The organism is Flavobacterium microcysteis, from assembly GCF_006385255.1.
GTDB classification, from domain to species: Bacteria; Bacteroidota; Bacteroidia; order Flavobacteriales; family Flavobacteriaceae; genus Flavobacterium; species Flavobacterium microcysteis.
Genome location: NZ_VFJE01000056.1, coordinates 692,073 through 710,353 on the forward strand (window position 1 = coordinate 692,073; position 18,281 = coordinate 710,353).

16 protein-coding genes and 1 riboswitch are annotated in these 18,281 nt (G+C 37.4%); of the genes, 9 read left to right on the top strand and 7 right to left on the bottom strand.

Annotation, left to right across the window (positions count from 1 at the left end):
• Positions 1 to 10: 10 nt before the first annotated feature.
• Entirely contained in the window at positions 11 to 4,048 is a 4,038-nt protein-coding gene (locus FJA49_RS16680) for a M14 family zinc carboxypeptidase (protein WP_140002337.1), read from the bottom strand.
• A 199-nt stretch (positions 4,049 to 4,247) separates the two neighbouring features.
• Between FJA49_RS16680 and FJA49_RS16685 the strand changes: the two genes are divergently transcribed.
• The 4 genes from FJA49_RS16685 (at position 4,248) to FJA49_RS16700 (ending at position 8,286) form a co-directional block, all read left to right on the top strand.
• Positions 4,248 to 5,378 carry a helix-turn-helix domain-containing protein gene (locus tag FJA49_RS16685; protein ID WP_140002339.1) on the top strand — a complete coding sequence of 377 codons (1,131 nt, stop codon included), beginning with the start codon at positions 4,248 to 4,250 and terminating at the stop codon, positions 5,376 to 5,378.
• A 156-nt stretch (positions 5,379 to 5,534) separates the two neighbouring features.
• On the top strand, positions 5,535 to 6,557 hold the full coding sequence (locus FJA49_RS16690; protein WP_140002341.1) for an alpha/beta hydrolase: 1,023 nt from the start codon (positions 5,535 to 5,537) through the stop codon (positions 6,555 to 6,557).
• Positions 6,558 to 6,567: 10 nt separating this feature from the next.
• Positions 6,568 to 7,242: a hypothetical protein gene (locus FJA49_RS16695; protein ID WP_233590207.1), complete on the top strand. Its 675-nt coding sequence runs from the start codon at positions 6,568 to 6,570 to the stop codon at positions 7,240 to 7,242.
• Positions 7,243 to 7,416: 174 nt separating this feature from the next.
• The gene (locus tag FJA49_RS16700) at positions 7,417 to 8,286 is read left to right on the top strand and encodes a DUF808 domain-containing protein (RefSeq protein WP_140002343.1); all 870 of its coding nucleotides are present in this window, start codon (positions 7,417 to 7,419) and stop codon (positions 8,284 to 8,286) included.
• Between the two features lie 130 nt (positions 8,287 to 8,416).
• Here FJA49_RS16700 and FJA49_RS16705 read toward each other — a convergent pair whose 3' ends face one another.
• Positions 8,417 to 9,340, bottom strand: coding sequence for an SRPBCC family protein (locus tag FJA49_RS16705; protein WP_140002345.1), 924 nt, complete (start codon positions 9,338 to 9,340; stop codon positions 8,417 to 8,419).
• Between the two features lie 167 nt (positions 9,341 to 9,507).
• On the opposite strand from FJA49_RS16705, the gene FJA49_RS16710 reads away from it, so the two are divergent.
• Complete coding sequence (locus FJA49_RS16710) at positions 9,508 to 10,506, top strand: GlxA family transcriptional regulator (RefSeq protein WP_140002347.1); 999 nt, start codon at positions 9,508 to 9,510, stop codon at positions 10,504 to 10,506.
• Here FJA49_RS16710 and FJA49_RS16715 read toward each other — a convergent pair.
• Entirely contained in the window at positions 10,498 to 10,830 is a 333-nt protein-coding gene (locus tag FJA49_RS16715; protein ID WP_140002349.1) for a hypothetical protein, read from the bottom strand. The two genes, FJA49_RS16710 and FJA49_RS16715, sit on opposite strands and share 9 nt — an antisense overlap.
• Positions 10,831 to 10,933: 103 nt before the next feature.
• Positions 10,934 to 11,530, bottom strand: a complete 597-nt coding sequence (locus FJA49_RS16720; protein ID WP_140002351.1) for a DUF1062 domain-containing protein — start codon at positions 11,528 to 11,530, stop codon at positions 10,934 to 10,936.
• 381 nt (positions 11,531 to 11,911) lie between these two features.
• A riboswitch (cobalamin riboswitch) is annotated at positions 11,912 to 12,101 on the top strand.
• Between the two features lie 247 nt (positions 12,102 to 12,348).
• Between FJA49_RS16720 and FJA49_RS16725 the strand changes: the two genes are divergently transcribed.
• The gene (locus FJA49_RS16725; RefSeq protein WP_140002353.1) at positions 12,349 to 12,738 is read left to right on the top strand and encodes an acyl-CoA thioesterase; all 390 of its coding nucleotides are present in this window, start codon (positions 12,349 to 12,351) and stop codon (positions 12,736 to 12,738) included.
• 4 nt (positions 12,739 to 12,742) lie between these two features.
• Complete coding sequence (locus FJA49_RS16730) at positions 12,743 to 13,732, top strand: beta-ketoacyl-ACP synthase III (protein WP_140002355.1); 990 nt, start codon at positions 12,743 to 12,745, stop codon at positions 13,730 to 13,732.
• Positions 13,733 to 13,789: 57 nt separating this feature from the next.
• Here the strand turns inward: FJA49_RS16730 and FJA49_RS16735 are convergent, their stop codons facing one another.
• On the bottom strand, positions 13,790 to 14,908 hold the full coding sequence (locus FJA49_RS16735) for an FAD-dependent oxidoreductase (RefSeq protein WP_140002357.1): 1,119 nt from the start codon (positions 14,906 to 14,908) through the stop codon (positions 13,790 to 13,792).
• An 81-nt stretch (positions 14,909 to 14,989) separates the two neighbouring features.
• Between FJA49_RS16735 and FJA49_RS16740 the strand changes: the two genes are divergently transcribed.
• Positions 14,990 to 15,955, top strand: a complete 966-nt coding sequence (locus FJA49_RS16740; RefSeq protein WP_140002359.1) for a helix-turn-helix domain-containing protein — start codon at positions 14,990 to 14,992, stop codon at positions 15,953 to 15,955.
• A 65-nt stretch (positions 15,956 to 16,020) separates the two neighbouring features.
• Here the strand turns inward: FJA49_RS16740 and FJA49_RS16745 are convergent, their stop codons facing one another.
• Complete coding sequence (locus FJA49_RS16745; RefSeq protein WP_140002361.1) at positions 16,021 to 16,620, bottom strand: nitroreductase family protein; 600 nt, start codon at positions 16,618 to 16,620, stop codon at positions 16,021 to 16,023.
• A 94-nt stretch (positions 16,621 to 16,714) separates the two neighbouring features.
• Between FJA49_RS16745 and FJA49_RS16750 the strand changes: the two genes are divergently transcribed.
• Positions 16,715 to 17,062: a winged helix-turn-helix transcriptional regulator gene (locus tag FJA49_RS16750; RefSeq protein WP_140002363.1), complete on the top strand. Its 348-nt coding sequence runs from the start codon at positions 16,715 to 16,717 to the stop codon at positions 17,060 to 17,062.
• Positions 17,063 to 17,142: 80 nt separating this feature from the next.
• Here the strand turns inward: FJA49_RS16750 and FJA49_RS16755 are convergent, their stop codons facing one another.
• Positions 17,143 to 18,138 (bottom strand): OmpA family protein, encoded by a 996-nt coding sequence (locus tag FJA49_RS16755; RefSeq protein WP_140002365.1) that lies wholly within the window; start codon positions 18,136 to 18,138, stop codon positions 17,143 to 17,145.
• Positions 18,139 to 18,281: the final 143 nt, after the last annotated feature.

The window sequence follows — 18,281 nt, forward strand, 5'->3', positions numbered from 1 at the left end:
TTTTTATTAATTAGTAAACAATCTTTTTGGTTGCAGTTCCGTTTTCTGAGGTAATGATTTTTACCAGCAATACCTGATTTGCAATCGAAAGGTTTGAAATTACGGTTTTCGTGTCATCAACTTCTGATTTGGAATAAATAAGTCTTCCGCTTACATCGTACAGCTCAATTTTTTCCATCATATAATTCCCTGAATCAATATAAAGCATTTCGTTTTTCTTGTAAACGACAATACTGTTTGGATTGATTGTTGGAGTTTTTACACCAAGAGCAGCTCTGTATACAACCTCGAATCGGTTGGTAAAGTTTCCGGATTCTGTTGTGAAATTATACGCAGCTGTTTTTAGGTTATGGATTTGTCCGGTCTGATTATCTTTTAAGAAAATATCCTGGTTTGCTTCAAAAAGCCCGTCTAAATGGTCGATAGAAATGCTGTAGCTTCCAGAAACATTGGTTTTAAAACTTAATGGAACTACATCATTTGTAGAAAACGGTAAGCTTCTTCCTTGAATTGCATATTCTGAATTGTCAATATAAGAAGTTAGTGCAATTGGGCTGTCATTGAAATATTTTCCATCAATACCATAATCAACACTTTCTGTAGCGCCTGCCATATATCCAAGTAAAGTCTGGCCTATGACATCTGTTTCGTTAGATAGGTTTAACCACATTCTGTGTTTCTCGATATCTTCTGAGTCGAAATTTCCATTTCTGAAAAATACGCCATTTGTACCAGCCGAACGGAAGCCATTGTTGAAATTTAATGAAGATTGGGTAGCGCCATTTTTCACTTTTACGAAAAATCCTTGTCCGCTGCTGATGATTCCGTTTGGATTCATAGAAGCTACTTCAGGCTGTGCGCTCGTGATTCCCAATCCTGTTGTTGTAGCATAACCACTTCCTGCAACACCGTTTCTTTTTCTCCAGAACCAAACAGTTCCGTCAATGGCATTGGAGTTCGAAGAAAACAATCCGGAAATTGAGATAGCCGAAGGATAAGGGTTTCCTACAAGGTTAAATCCATTGTTGGCATTGGAAAGAGGAAAACTAAAGTTTCCATTGTAAGGGATACCGACAAAAACACCATTGTAAGCAACTCCAGGAATTGATGAATTTACATAAGAAACATGATTATCCGGAACTCTGATGAGGTATCCTTTTGCTTGTGCAAAGGTATAAGTGCTTTCGTTTTGTGCCGGATAGATGGTTTCATAGTTACCATTATTTCCAAGTACAGGATTGTAGATGTAAAATCTGTTTGTTAGTGTTGCCGGCGAGAAATTGCGTAAGTTTTGACCGCTTACCGGTGAAGACCATAAAGTATAGTCAGAACGATATAAAGGAGCGCTGTTTCTTTTCACGGTAATCAAACCTGTATTTACAGCACTGTTTGTCTGGATTAGGTTGGCATTGCTTTCTACGATGAAATTTGCTGCTCCCGCATTGTTTGTAATCGCATTGCTTATTGTCAGGCTGGTTCCGGTATTTACAGTTAGTGTAAAACCTGAATTTAAGGTTAGACTCTTTGAGGTAAACGAGCCGTTAGTACCTGAGGAGAAATTTCCATTAATGATAGCATCAAGGCTGGCTGTTGGAGTTCCGTTTGACCATGAGCTTCCGTTCCATGTAGTAGAAGTTGGTGCAGTAATGGTAAAGTTTGTCGCTGCCGTTGAAAAGTTGTTGCAAGTATTGAACACTTTTACTTCAACCGTGCCGCTTGTAGCAATTTCTGAAGCAAGAATTGACGCAGTCAATTGTGTTGCACTCACAAAAGTTGTTGTTTTGTTTGTACCATTCCAATTGATTATGGATTCACCATTGACAAAGTTGGTACCGTTTACGGTTAAGGTAAAGCCCACTTCACCTCTTACTTTTGTATTTGGAGTAATCGTAGTGATAGCCGGATTTGGTTTTACAGTTACGATAACTTCATCTCTTACACTTTTAAAAGTTTGGAATTTCCAGTTAAAGAAAGGAAAGAATGTTCCGGCTCCGCTATTGGCTGTAATTGATATTACTCCATTAGTATAAGGGTAGGTGATTCCGGAATTGGCTCTATAGATATTGAATCCTGAAATTTCTCTTACAACCAATCTCATGTTATTTTCTGCTGGGACAAAGAAATTCAAATCAATTTCCTGAGTTCCTGATGCTGCCAATTTTACCACCTTAGACTCCAGCATTGTTCCCGCGCTGTTTTGAAGTTCCACCATCATATCTCCTGCGGCACTTGAATTAATAGTCACGGTTTTTAATTTCGATGGAATCGTAGCGCTAAAAATCATATACCTGTTTCTAGCAGTTGTATTGTTTACCGTACCACCTCCTGCAACTGTTGCAGGGCCTACGGTTTCTGGTGTTTCGCGCTCTACATAATACGATCTGTTTGCGCTTAGTGCCGGAGTTGTATAGGAAGTACCTGTAGCAAGTACTGTTGTAGTCGTGTTGTCTGCATACCATCTGATGGTTCCTGTTCCGGTAGCTGTCAGTGCGGCAGTTTGTCCTTCGCAAATTGTCTTGTCGTCTGCAGTTGGAATTGTAGTGCTTGGCACCATTGTAACGTTGAGTACTGTTGCCGCATTGTTAGCAACAGTCACGCTTTGTGTCTGGCTGATATAACCCGGAGCTTCAAAAGTCACATTGTAGGTTCCTGCGATCATCACTTTGTAGTAGTCTCCAAGTGGGCCTGTTTTTACCCAGGATCCCATTAGGTCAGTGCCGTTGATGTATACTTTTGTATCTACAGCTTCACCAGCACTGTTTTTTACGGTTCCTTTTAAACCGTAGTTGGCCTGTTTCATATAATTAAGAAGTGCCTGTCTGTTTCTATCCCAATAGAACGGAAGGTTAGCAGCAGCTGGGAACTTCGTAGCTGAAATTTCGATGGTCATTTCTTTGTTATGGTTAAAGAAATTGTTCCAGTCCTGTCTTCCGCCATAAACTGAATACCATGCAGCACCGTTTGTTGTTCCAGGAAATTGCCCGCTGTTGATGACATCGTCCATATAGTTGGCATTTCCGTCTGCCGTTTGGCAAAGCTGTGCATATTCTTTTGAGACAAACTTGAAATAGTTGTCGTGTGGATGGATGCTGAAATTGGCCGTGCCTGGCGTAGTTGAAGTATCCCAAGGGAAATTTACTACTTCCACACCACCATGATAGTTGGCTGCCAGTACAAAATTTCGGGTTTTCTCAAATTCCATAAACGCAAGCGTTTCAGGTTGGTAAGCATAACCGTCAGGGTGTAACCCGTCGATAGCGTCAGGGTAGTTTCTGTTAAGATCGACTCCAGCAGAATTGGCTCTGGTAGCCGTATTTCCGGCAGAATTCATAGTGTCGTTTCCGGCTGTTTTATAAGATCCGTCAGGATTTGCCAACGGACAGATAAAGATTTCGGTATTGTTGACAATGTTGCTGATTTCGCTGTTTGTAGCATAGCCTGTCAGCAGATAATCAATAAGACGCATCATGGTTGGGAATCCTGTAATTTCATCTCCATGCATTGAAGAAGTATAAAGGAATTCAGCCTCAGCCTCATCGACTTGTGCATTGTCAGAAATTTTCATGACATACAACGTTCTCCCGTTTGGAGTTGTACCAATACTCTGAAGCTTGCATAAATTAGGATAAGTGTTGGCCCAATATTGCATTTTAGCAACATACTCTGAATATTTAGGGTATGCATTCCAGGTATCATCCCAAGCTGATGTTCCGTAAGTAAGGTATTCGTCGGCAATAAATTCGTTTTCAGAAACGCTGACTTCGAACGGAAGACCATACGTTTGGAATTTTTTGAATTGCTCCGGATTGGCATATGCTTCGACTTTCAAATCGTTTTGATCGACTATCTTGTGACTGATAGACAAGAAACGAGCCAGTTCTTTAAATTGTTCTTTGGATTGGGCTTGGAAAGTGAAGACTACTTCTCCTTTTTCTTTAAGATAGTGTTGCGCTTTTTCAAGTGGGGACTTGTTTTCTGACACAACCTGACCTTGAGTTATGCCCATAACAAATAGGCACAACATTCCTAATAAGGTAGTTTTGTTCATAATTAATATTAGATTTGGGAATACAAACGTAGGAAAAAAGTTTTAATTAATGTTAAATCGTTGTAAAATATTTCGTTTTAAGCTAAAATGTTGCCGTTTTGGAAGTTTTTTAAGCAACGGAGTTTTTTGTTACAACTAATCTTTAATTTTGTGAGGCAGCAGCAAAGCCTTGATAGGCAATAAATAAAACCAGGAAGTAATGATGCTTTATCTTTTAGGAATTTTTCTTGCTTTTTTTTTGTCATTCCTATTAATCACAAAGAAAAACAAAAATGCAGCAGACTTTATCCTGTCCGCCTGGTTGTGCGTATTAGGACTTAATCTAACGGCCTATTATCTTCTACTAACCCAACAATATCAAGAGTTTCCATCGTTTGTGGTTTTTGGTACAACTTTGCCATTGGCTCATGGTCCCTTTTTATATCTCTACATAAAACAGCAGACTTCTCAGAGTCCATTTTTGCTACATGATTACCTTCATTTTTTGCCGCTTGTGTTAGGAAATCTGCTATTTGCATCGTTTTATATGGCTCCATTTTCGGAACGTTTGGGTATTGTTATTCATGAAGGAGAAGGATATGGAGTGGAAATGCTCATCCGATCTTATGGTGTATATCTATCAGGAATTATCTATGTTTCCTTGTCGCTTTGGATCTTATATAAGTATCGAAAAAACATGGTGCAGCAATTCTCAAATACCGAGAAAATCAATTTTAATTGGCTGTTGTATCTTATCATCTGGATTATCATTATCTGGTTTTTTGTTCTTGTGATTCAGAAAGACAGCTTTATATATGCGATTACTACTTTTTTTATTCTGTGGTTGGGTTACTTTGGGATAAAGCAGGTGCAGGTTTTCCATCAGCCGCATTTATCAGAGAATGATTATCTGGTATATGAAAATATAGAGGCGGATTATTTCCAGAAGGAAGTTAATTCTGAAGAAGCTGAAAAAAAATATAAAAACTCTGGATTGACAGATTCTAATATCGACGCTATCCATAGCAGACTGATACAGCTATTGGATGAAGAAAAACCTTATGTCAATCCAAACCTCACGCTTAATGAGCTTGCAAAAATGCTGCATGTGCATCCTAACTATCTTTCACAGGTTATAAATTCGAAAGAAGAAAAGAATTTCTACGAGCTTATCAATAAAAAAAGGGTTGATGAATTTGTAAAAAAGCTTGAAGACCCAGAAAACAAACAATATACTCTGATAGCCATTGCGTATGAATGCGGGTTTAATTCAAAGGCTTCCTTTAACCGGAATTTTAAAAAATATTTTGATGTGACTCCGAGTGAGTATCAAAAAAAGCTGGAAAGCTAATTTCACAACGTCTCATTCTTCAGGGATGAGTATCGATCTTCATAAGCCTATTAAAATCAATGCCTTGTAGAGGCATTTTTTTAGGTCTCAATCGTCCTTTTGCGACCTTTCATTTTTTGAGATAGCCAATATTTGTGAAAATTAAATTCACAAATTATGACAAGTCTGAGAAAAAAAAATCCATTTGGTATTGCCGTCGTGATTGCTGCCACCCTGCTTTTTTCGTGTGGGGAAGAACTTTCAATTGATGAACCTGGAAATTTGGTTCCTAAAACAGTAACCCAAGATGCATCCTTACCTGCAATCTATGCTAATGGTGCCTGGCTGCATTCTGAAGCTTTTGGTCCGGAAGAGGCTACTATGATTATTGCTATTCATGGCGGCCCGGGTGGCGATTACCGTTATCTTCTTAACTGCAAAGATTTGGCAGACAATGGCTATCGTGTCATATTTTATGACCAGCGAGGTTCCGGTCTGTCTCAAAGATTTCCAAAACGATCCTACACTTCGCTCCAAGAGAGGGCAGTTGATCTGATGTATGATGAGCTTACGGCTGTCATTGACCATTATCGCAAAATCCCAAACCAAAAAGTAATATTGCTGGGGCATTCTTGGGGAGCGATTTTAGCTTCAGGTTATGTGGGCAAACATCCTGATAAGGCGCAAGGGCTTATTCTTTGCGAACCGGGAGGACTGAAATGGAAAGAAATTGAAGATTATGTCAAAGAATCAAGGTCGTTTAAATTATGGAGCGAACTATTGAATGATGCTACCTATCTGGATCAATTTATTACGGGTAAAGAAGACCAACATGAGATACTTGATTATAAAGCGACCATGATGGCTTCAAAAAATGATATCACAGGAGAAGGCGATTTTGATCCAAGCGCTAGCTGGAGAAGTGGGGCAGTCATTATGGATGCTCTTTTTAGTGTTGGGGATTCTTATCATATTGATTTTTCAAAAGGTCTTGAAAATTACACTATTCCTACACTTTTCTTTTATAGCGGAAGGAACAGGGCTTATCATGATTCTTGGGCTCAAAAAATAACTAGGCATTATGCCAATGTTGAAGTTGTAAAAATAAATGGAGTAGGGCATGACGGCATCATTACCAATACGCAGGAATGGAATGCACAGACAAAACCTCAAATCATAAACTATATCAATAGCCTTTAAACAAAAAACAATGAAAAATAGTAAGCACTATGCCTGCCTGTTGATTTTTGGATTGATATCCAATTTCATCCAGGCCCAAACGGTCAATTGGCAAAGCCTCAAAGACAATGAAAAACATATTTTTTCTGCCAATATCGGTGCAGAATATGGAATTATTTACGGAGTTGGCTATGGATATAAATTTGATAGCAAATTATTTCCGGTCATTGCCAATGTAGAATTCTCTATTCCGTCAGGAGACAAACTTTTAGATGATTTCAAGTCAAAAATTGGCGGAAACGTACGGTGGATAAAATTAGGGAAGTTTCAATTTTCTACAAAAGCGCAGGGTATTTTCAGGCGATTTGGAAATGAAAATGTTCGACTCTCCAATTTTGGTCTGGACATGTCAGGTGTTATAGGATATTATGAGAAACGATGGTTTGTTGGAGCCGAAGTAGGTTTTGATAAGGCCATAGTCACCCATTTTAAACATACTGACAAATACAGGGAAATCTTTCCCGATGTAAAAGACGGTTGGTATGAACCGGCTACGGGCGGAAACTTTTATTATGCAATACAGGGCGGATATACTTTTAAAAACCAGGAAATTTATTTGAAATTGGGAAGCATCGTGTCTGAAGATTTTAAAACAAAACCGACGCTGCCTTACCTTCTTCAAATAGGATATAATTATAAGTTATAGTGGAAAGTCGAAGGTTGAAAAGTGGAAAGAGGAAAGTTGATAGTGAAGATATTCTGGGTAGCCTTTTGACTTTCCACTTTTCAACCTTCGACTTTTTTATTAAATTAAAATTATCTCAACTATTGTAGGACATCGTCCGATTGTCTAATTTGCGGCCTAATTAATTAAAAAAATATGGCTTCAGGTATTTTTGCCGTTTTAGATGATATAGCGCTACTTATGGACGATGTAGCGATGACTACAAAGTTAGCAACAAAGAAAACCGCCGGGATTTTGGGCGATGATTTGGCAGTAAATGCAGAAAAAGCTACCGGCTTTTTAGCTTCCAGAGAAATCCCTGTTCTATGGGCAATTACCAAAGGTTCGCTGTTGAACAAAGTGATTATTGTACCGATAGCTCTGCTGTTAAATGCCTTTCTTCCTATAGCTATTATAATTATCCTGATGTTGGGTGGAGCTTTTCTAGCTTATGAAGGTGTAGAGAAAATTGTTGAATATCTTTTTCACCGTAAAACAGCTGATCACGCACCGGCTGTTGAAGAGGTTCGAGATGATATGGAGGCTGAAAAGACTAAGGTTAGATCTGCTGTAACTACAGATTTTATACTTTCGGTTGAAATTGTAATTATTGCTTTGGGAAGCGTGCTGACAGAGCCATTGACTGTACAGATAATTACGGTTTCAGCAGTGGCACTTATAGCAACTGTTGGGGTGTACGGTATTGTTACACTAATTGTTCGTATGGATGATGCAGGTTACAATCTGATCCGACGTTCAAAAGAAAAATCTTTAATGTTTTCAATAGGTACGTTGCTTGTGAAGTCATTGCCTTTGATTATTAAAGGTTTGGCTGTAGTAGGTACGATTGCTTTAATTCTGGTAGCTGGAGGTATTTTTGTACATAATGTACATTTCCTGCATGAATTGTTTCCTACAATACCATCAATGGTTAAGGAATTTGCTATTGGCTTGGTTGTTGGAATTATAGTAGTTGTTTTGGTAACTGCAATAAAAAAAATATTCGGTAAGAAAGCATCTGCTTAATTATAAAAATATCTTTTTGGAAAAATAAGAACGGCGGAAGTGAATACTCCGCCGTTCCTGTTTTTATACTAATTGCTTAGCGCCTTTGCGCCTTTGCGAGAAAATAATTATCCGCTACAAAACCGCTAGATTACTTATCAAAATCCGGATAAGGAAATCCCTTACCGGTTTCGCAAAGAAATTTCAAGCTTCTGAAAAATAACGCCCAGTCAAAACTGCATGATGCCATTTCCGGAGTATAAGCTTCCCAGCCATCATGATGGAATAATAATGTACATCCTTTTTGATGGGCTTCTAATTCAAAAGTGAGTGTAGTGCCAATCCAATCTTCAAAAGCTTTGATGCACTTCCACTTTATAAAACTGTACGGCTTTAGTTCGAGAACCTCCATTTGTTTGAAATAGTCGGGACCAAATCCAAATCTTAAAATACTTCCTACTTCGGGTTTTGCAATCGTGTCTGGTGTCCACCAACCTGCCAATCCTTCCTGAGTAGTAAGCGCCTGATAGACTTTTTCTAAAGGTGCTTTTATCAACAGCTTGTGATAAATGCTTTTTGTGTCGGATGGATTGTTATTTTGCTTTGCTGGAGTTGAGGTTGTCGATTCGCTTTCCTTAGGCGTAGGCTGACCTTTGCCAGTTTCGATAAGCATTTTTAGGCTTTCTTGTATATAGTAAGTCCATGCATCATGGCAAACCTGATAGCATTCATAGGTTGGAACCAGTCCTTGATGCGTAAATTTCATTTCGGTCTTACCGTTCTTTTCAGTAATATCAAAAATGATATGAGTGTTTTTCCACTCGCTTTTATCTTTGGTAAACTTAAAATTATTATCAAGCACATGCCATATCACTTCAGTGTTGGCTTTCATTTCCGTAACTTTTATACGGCAACGGTGTACATCCATATAATGATAGGAAAACTCGCCGTTAAGTTCGTCTGTTGGGCCTTCGATATTTTCTGACCACCATCCTCGTACATTGTTAATTGCATCAAATACTTTTTGTGGTGTGGCATCCACGATAAATGATGTTGTAAAATTTTCTTGTTTCATGATTCGTTTAGTATTGATTGTTTTTTATTGTTCAATTCAAAGGTATTGACAAGAAATCATCTAAGCAGGGTGTGAAATAGACTTTATAAGAGGTTGATTTGGACAAAATGCTTTCTTAACTTTGTAAGAGCTATGAAGTTACAATTTAAATTTTTAAATCTTGCCAGATGAAACATCTTACCGTATTAGTACCCGATATACAGACAGGTCCCAACACGCTATCCTGCATTATAGGAGCCTATCATATTTTTACGGAGGCCAATAACTATTGCATTCGGCAGAATAAAAATCCGGTATTTACAATTGAACTGGCGGGTGTTTCAGGGCAATCCAATTTTGTAAATGGGTTGTTGTCTGTTATGCCTCAAAAAGAAATAAATTCTATTGAAAAGACGGATCTGATTATTATTCCTGCAATATTGGCTGCTTTTAAAAAAGTAGAAGGCGGAAATGTTCTGCTGGTTGATTGGATATTGGAGCATTATAAAAAAGGAGCTGAGGTAGCAAGTATGTGCACAGGAGCCTATATATTGGCTTCAACCGGACTGTTGGATAAAAAGAGCTGTTCTATCCATTGGAATGCAGCTGCAAATTTTAAACAGTTGTTTCCTAAAGTAAACCTGAAAGCAGAAAAACTCATTACAGATGAACAGGGTATTTACACTAATGGCGGCGGATATTCTTTCCTGAATCTTATTATTTATCTGGTTGAAAAATACTATGACAGGCAAACGGCCATTTATTGCTCCAAGGTTTTCCAGATTGATCTGGATAGGCAGACGCAATCGGATTTTGTGATTTTTAATGGACAGAAAACACATGGTGACGAAGTAGTCGTAAAAGCACAAGAATATATTGAGAAGAACTTTACGGAGAAAATATCGATGGAAGAGCTTTCCAGTAAATTTACGGTTGGGCGAAGAAATTTTGACCGCAGGTTTATAAAAGCTACGGGTAATACGCCGGTTGAATACCTTCAGCGGGTAAAAATAGAATCGGCAAAAAAGGAACTCGAAACTTCCCGCAAAACAATCAATGAAGTGATGTATGAAGTTGGTTATGCTGATGTAAAGGCTTTTCGTGAAGTGTTTAGAAAAATTACAGGATTGTCGCCATTGGAATATAAAAACAAATACAATAAAACGGGTTCGGCAGCCTTAATTTAATTCCAAAAACACATCAACATCTTTACCATCTGAAAGTATACGAATATTTTGCAGTTTTAAAAGTTCGGTTGCATACTGCTTGGGATCTGTTTCGGAGTAGATGATTTCGTTATCCGTATCAAAATAAAACATGATAATGCTGATTTCATCAATAAGGTCACCCAACTCTGCATAAAATTCATAATTCTGCGGTCTGTCAACCATTTCGCCAAAATATTCAAAAATGGTAGTGTCTTCTTTTATTATAGAAGTCAGTTCTTCTTTACTAACGTTTATTGATTTTGGAAATGTAGCAGATCTGAAAACAAGCTTGTGTTTGTGCATTTTTATTTTAAAGATAATGATTGTCTGCCTTTAGAAAAAATAGTAGTAAGAATAAATGCCACAAATATTAGATTATTTGTGGCATCTATACTTTTTTAAAAGGTTATATTTTCAATTTGTCTCGATATACACAAACAATATCTCCGTTTCTGACCTTATGCTTTTTCTCTAAAAATTTTCCGTTAACAGAAAATACTTCTGCTTCAATTAACTGGTTTAGTTTGTTCGCAGAAATATTTAAAGCTGTTCTAATAACAGTCGATAGTTTCAGGTTGAAGTCCAAAGGATATTTGATTCTGAATTGTATAGTTTCACTTTCAAAGCCTAAAATATCCTCTATCGAAAGATTGTCGTGCAGTAGGTCGTATTCTACACTTCCAAAATCAAATTCGACATTGTTTTTTCGTTTGGCTTCCTGAGAAAAAGCATACTGCCAGGCTGCTTCGGTATTGTTTTCTGAAAATTTATGGAATAAATCCTTTTGTATCAATTCCGGCTTGGTTCGGAAAAATAGTGACAAATTGTAGGTGCTATCACATTTTACACATCGGTAAATCAGCCACACGTCAATATTCTTTTTTTGAGCGTTCATCCTGAATTTCTCACTGCAGATGAAGTCGTCATTAGTGCAACGATTGCATTTTCTTTTTAAAAGGGGAGTGTTCTTGACTTTTACCTCCCATATATATTCTCTTGTCATTATAGTAGCGCTTAATATTCTTTTTGAATTTGTTGCATACTATTCACGGCGTTTCAGGATGGATAAGAACTATCAAAAACTGAAATAGCAAATGCCATTGCTTTTGGGAGCAATGCAATAATGAATAATATGATTAAATGAAAAACCGGCTTGGGTAGGGTTACCCAAACGAAAGAATAATCAGCCTGCGGTTATAAGGCTGATGTTAAGCTACTATAAATTTAAGAGTGGATCTCAAAATATATAAATTGTGGTTTCTATGGGGTAAAAATAATGAATTCAGCCTTTGGTAAGGAGGAATAATTTAACTTTTCTATATAATAGGGTTTATTGCCGCAATACTAATCTTACCTTATCTTTGTTCGATAATTCTGAAGATATTTATTTTCAAATAGTATTGGTTTTTGGCGAAAGCTGAAATTAAAAGGGAATCGTGTGTGAATCACGAGCTGTCGCGCAACTGTAAATGATGCAAAGTTTTTACCCTTAATGTCCACTGTCTGCCCTCGCAGATGGGAAGGGCGGTAAAAATATCATAAGTCAGGAGACCTGCCTTCACTGTATTGACAAAGCTTTCGCGATTGAAGCTATTGGTTTGATTTGCATGGGATCATTACATCCTGGCGTATTTCTCTTTTCAATCACATTGCTGTCTCTAGGGATTATTCTGTATTCTTTTTAGGATATGGAGTGTATTATTCATTGGCAATGACAAAACATCAACCGAGCTAAACCAATATTTGCCTGTAGTTTACTGCGCCTTTGTTTTATAATACAAAAAACAATTATTCACTTTAAGCATTGAACAAGTAAGTATTATGACATTAGATGAAAAAATCAAGCAATCGGAAACGCACATTTTTAAGGCTGTATTTCCTAATACGACAAACCATTATGACACGCTGTTTGGAGGAACTGCGATGCAGCTTATGGATGAGGTCGCATTTATCACAGCTACCCGATTTAGCAGGCAGCGTGTTGTGACCGTTAGCAGTGATCGTATTGACTTCAAAAGGCCAATACCTGCGGGAACTATTGCCGAACTGATTGGTAAGGTAAAATATATCGGAAAGACAAGTCTTCAGGTTCATGTTGAGATTTTCGTAGAGGATATGTATTCTGAAAACCGTGAAAAGGCAATCAGTGGTAACTTTACGTTTGTTGCTATTGATGAAAATAAGATGCCTACATCAATAAATAAGGATTAGTTATATGAGCCAAGAAATTAAAGCGGCCATTACGGCTGTGGGTGGCTATGTTCCCGATACCATATTGGACAATTTCCAACTTGAAAAATTGGTAGATACTTCAGATGAATGGATTGTTGCCCGAACAGGAATCAAAGAACGAAGAATTCTTGCAGACAAGCAGAAAGCAACATCAGATATGGCTGCCGCTGCAATAACAGAATTGCTTGCAGAATATTCCGTAAAGGCTGAAGAAATAGATTGCGTTCTTCTGGCAACTTCAACACCAGATAAACTTCTGGCGCCAACAGCACCCATAGTATGCACAAAAGCAGGACTGCGGAATGCATGGGGATTGGATATTAATGCTGCCTGTAGCGGTTTCCTGTATGCACTATCTGTTGGAGCTGCGTTTATAGAATCAAGAAGATTTAAAAAAGTTCTTGTTGTTGGAGCCGATACCATGAGCAGGATTGTTGATTATACTGACCGGAATACGTGTATTCTTTTTGGAGATGGGGCAGGAGCCGTTTTATTAGAACCATCATCAAATTACGGCCTGCATGATTTTATTTTTAAGACAGATGGAACTGGAAATGATTTTTTATCAATTCCCGCAGGAGGATCTTTACAGCCGGTAGGAGATATATCGCTACATGAAAACTTGCATTATGTGAAGCAAGACGGTCGTACCGTTTTTAAAAATGCGATTTCGGGTATGACAAGCAGTTGTGATGAGCTATTGATGAAAAATGGTTTTGATGCGGATGCTATTGACTGGATAATACCGCATCAGGCAAACCTGCGAATTATTAATGCCGTTGCAGACAATTTGAAAGTACCCATGTCTAAAGTAAAAGTGAACATACAGCGATATGGCAATACAACCGCTGCAACTATACCGCTTTGTCTTTGGGATTTCAAAAATGATTTCAAACAAGGCGACAGGATTTTTCTAACCGCTTTTGGAGCCGGTTTTACTTATGGAAGCAGTTATCTTACATGGGGAAATTAAGCAACTGTACTATTTCAATATAAAAAGGCTGACAGTGATTATCTGCCAGCCTTTAATTTATAACATAAGTGTCTGAAAAGAAAAATCCGGATTACGCATTTCTATTTCGTTTATTTCAGATTCCGATTGTGCTTCTCCGGCATAAATAAACATCTTTTGCTCATAATCGTTAATGGCAAATTCTATTGTTTCAAACTTTCCATTAGTAAGATTGTCAGATAAAATCAAGGCATCAATAAGTCCGGTATTTACACCTTGTCCAGCAAAAGGAGGCATCAGATGGGCGGCATCACCAATCAATGTTATTGGTAATGGGCGGTTATTTTTCCAGGGCTGATTTAAAGGAAATTTTCGTGTAGGTAAACCTACAAAAAAAGAAGTGGAACGGATTAGTTTTTTGTATTGTTCGTCCCAATCTGAAAATCGTTCCAAAAGGAATTCGGTTATACTCTGTATATTTTGAAAATCCAGGCTGAACTGTTCTGGTGTTTTGAAAATAATGCCGTAGCTCAATGCGCCATTATTGGATGGATTGGCAACCAATAGATTTCCCTGATGCGCTGTCATAAGTCTGTTGCCGTTACATAACTGAAAAAACTCAGGACAATTTATTTCAGGATTGTCAATATCACCTTGTATAATAAAGGTTCCTGTTTCTTCGGTTTCGGCATCAGAAACATAGCTTCGTACTTTAGACATTCCGCCATTGGAAACAATTACTACATCAGCATCAGCGGTAGGTTGGTTCTCAAAATGCAAAAGCCATTTATCATTTTCAGGTTTCATTTCGATTAGCTTTCTGTCCCAAACAACGGTGTTGTCTTTCAGACTTTCCAATAACATAGTCCTTAACACATTTCTGTTTATCTCCGGATTGTCATACTGATTTTCAGCAGTAGGTTGTATTGTAGACAAAACAATGCCTTTTTCATTAGCAAAAGTTATTCCCATTGGTAATGCCAGGTCATAGTAAGTCTGCAACAAGCCAGCTTTTTTCATGGTTTCTTGCCCTGAATTTTTATGAAGGTCGAGTGTGCCGCCCCAAATTCTAGCTTGCGCATTCTTGTCTCTTTCATACACGGTTACATTAATATCTTTCTGCTGTAGTAAGATTGCCATAGTCAGCCCGACAGGTCCTGCACCGATGATAGCGACTTTTTTATTTTCTAATAACATAATTTTATTCTTTAGTATAGGACAAAATTACAGTGTCTTTTAGGGGTGAAATAGTTATATTTGACATTAAAATAGTCGTATATGGAATTAAATAAAACACCATTGTCGGTAACAGTGCCCCATGTCCTAAAGAAATTTGCAGACTTGCTGAATACCGAAATGATAGGTAATAAAGTTATAATTCCTGAAAAATTTGGGAAAGGCTACTGTGCCGGATATATCCTGAACGAAAATATACGCTTGCTTCTGCTCGATTATGAATTAAAAGAAGAATTAATACTCGAAGATCCCGATAGCGATAGTGTTGGGAAAATGCTTCTTTTTAAGTTTCAGGGCATCTTTCCCAAAACCGAAAAAATATCGGCAGAAAAACCATCCGTTCTACCTACTGCTTTAATTGCCACAAGAAGGGCAGGCTCCCATATTCCTGTCCATACGAATACCGCAACCATCAATATTGAAGTATCGGCAGGCTATTTAGATGGCCTATTAAATTTATCTGGAAAATCTACTGTCTTACAGCAACTCTTGCAAAATACACAGCCTTTGTTGTTTGAGCAGTTAATCCAGCCTGCTTTGCAAAAAATTGTAGATGAAATTTTAATGAGCACGACGTTTGGAACTTTTGAACTGTATTTTCTTAGGATTAAGACCGAAGAACTTATTTGTAGGTTGCTGATGGAATTGGAAAAGAGAGAAGAAAACCAACTTTATGCTTTGAATGGTAACGATATCCGAATCTTATATACCATAAGAGAACAGATTTTGGAACATCTGGATATTCCGCCAGTTATTAATGAATTGTCTGCTGAAGCGAATATGAGTCCGACCAAACTGAAACGTTTATTTAAGCAGGTTTTTGGGAATAGTATTTTTAACTATTATCAAGAGTTTAGAATGAAAGAAGCTGCACGTTTGCTGAAAGACGAAAAGCTGTCTGTTTCTGAAGTAGGCTACCAATTAGGATTTACCAACCTAAGCCACTTTACACGCCTTTTTGAAAAGCATATCGGATTGAAACCGAAAAAATACAGTATGTTTGAGTAAATCGAATAAAAATTACAGGCTGCTTATATCAATGAGCAGCCTGGTTTTTTTGGCATCCTAATAGATTAAAAAGATTGTATTGTCTGTTCCAGAGGTAAACGAGACTTCGCTTTAATTGAAGGCTGGTTGGAATCTTCCGGATTTCTAGAGCCTATCGCAACAGCAAACAGCGCTTTATAACCATCCAATTGTAGTATTTTGCCATACTCTTCATTCTTGATACCTTCCATGGGTGAACTGTCAATATTCATGCTGGCACATGCCGAAAGGAAAAATCCAAGCGACAGATAAACCTGGTGTTCCAACCACGATTTGATTTCTGCTTCCGGCTTTGGTTTTAAAAACTGGTTGTAATAATTTACAGAACCTTCCGGTAAATTTTGCTTGATTTGATTTTCAAATTGCTGAATGTCATCAATCACACTAAAAACAACCAGATGGCTTGCCTCATTGATTTTTTGCTGGTTGAAATAAGAAACGCTTGCCAGTTCGCTTTTAAGTCTCTCATCGGAAATAAAGATAAATTTCCATGGCTGGCTGTTAATCGAAGAAGGACTTAAACTCAAAATCTCTTTTAATTCTGTAATGGTTTGTTCAGTAGCCCTTTTATTTGGGTTATAACTTTTTGTAGTGTATCTGCTTTTCGCAAGGTCTAAGAAGTTCATAATTTTTTATCTTTTTTATACTATATATTTTATAGTTGCAAAACTAAGTATAGTTAAATAACTTTGCAATAACGGTCAAAATAGATAGTATAAAATGTATTGCATAGACGACAAAAAATATCCTTGTACCACCAGCCTTACCATGAAATATATTGGGGGGAAATGGAAAGCTGTAATCCTGATCCATCTGATTAGGAAATTACGCTATAACGAATTGAGAAAAGAACTGCCAATGGTTACAGAACGTACCATCAGTCTCCAGTTAAAAGAATTGGAAGAAGACGGTTTAATTAAACGTACCGTTCATACCAGCAAACCGCCATTAAAAGTAGAATATGAGTTGACTGAATTTGGGGAAACATTAATCCCATTACTCAAAGCTATTTCAGAATGGGGAAGGGAAACGGCAAAGAGTAATAAGCGTATTGATGTTGTTGCGTAACAACAAAATAGTATTCTGTATTGGCATCTACAAAATCATTAGTGTTGTCAACAATTACAATTTTGTAGATGTTCCAATTCTTATTTTATCTTAACCAGTTCTACTCGTCTGTTTTTGGCTTTATTACCTTCCGAATCGTTTGGAGCTAATGGACGTTCTGATCCAAAGCCTTCTGCCGACAGTCTTGATTTATCAATTCCTTGTGTTGTTAAGGTTGATAGAACAGCTTTGGCACGATCATCGGATAATTTTTTATTATGGGCAGCATTACCGGAGTTGTCAGTATGTCCTTCTATGGCAATTCTTAAAGAAGGATTTTCTTTTAAGGCCCCTGCGATTTCCTTTACTATTTCCTTACCGTCAGGTGAAATTGTAGATTTATCTATATCAAAATTAATGTATAGAATTGATTTGCCTTTTTCGGCTAAGTCTTTTGCTATTTCATCAGCAGTAATCTTTGTTATAGTTTGCTTAAATGCTTCTTCCTGAAGTATATTAAGCTTTCCTGAGGCATTATTTGCGGAAAACTGAACATAGATATTTCCTTTGTCTTTGGTACGGATAACATAAAATTTAATTTGTTCGTCTGTATAACCAATATCTCCTTCATCACCTTTATTAGGGTCCTGTTTGTTGTATCGGTCATATTCTTCGGAGGAAATTTTTCCATCAAAAACCTTTATCGCACCCACTGAAGTAAGATAATCTTCTATACTCTTTTCGAAATACCTTTGTGAAAATTCTTCTCCAGGCTTAGAGACTATATTTGATTTATAGAGGCGACCTTCAAATGGGATCATTATGCCGTCAATAGGGAAATAGCAAACATCAAATTTTTTCTCCAGCGGTTTATTCTGCTCTTTAAGTCCCTGAGGCAAAGTGAAAAATGGAAAATCACCTATACTAGCGTTCGAAAAAGCGATGTCTTCAATATTGAATTTTTTTGCTGTTTCAGGTTGGTCTTTTTTTTCGGAAACTTGTTCTGTTTCTATTTCCTTATTCTGATCGCCTTCAGATTTCTTGTTGCAAGAGAATATAATTGATGTTAATGCGAGTAAAAGAATTCCTTTTTTCATTGTAAATTTTATAAAAAATTAGTTTTTAAATGTCTTACATAATTTTGTAAAATACAATACTGAAAAAGGGAATTGATTATATGCTTACAAGTCGTTAAAATCGGCGAACCTGGTCTTGTGAGCCAGATTCTGTTTTCTTCTGC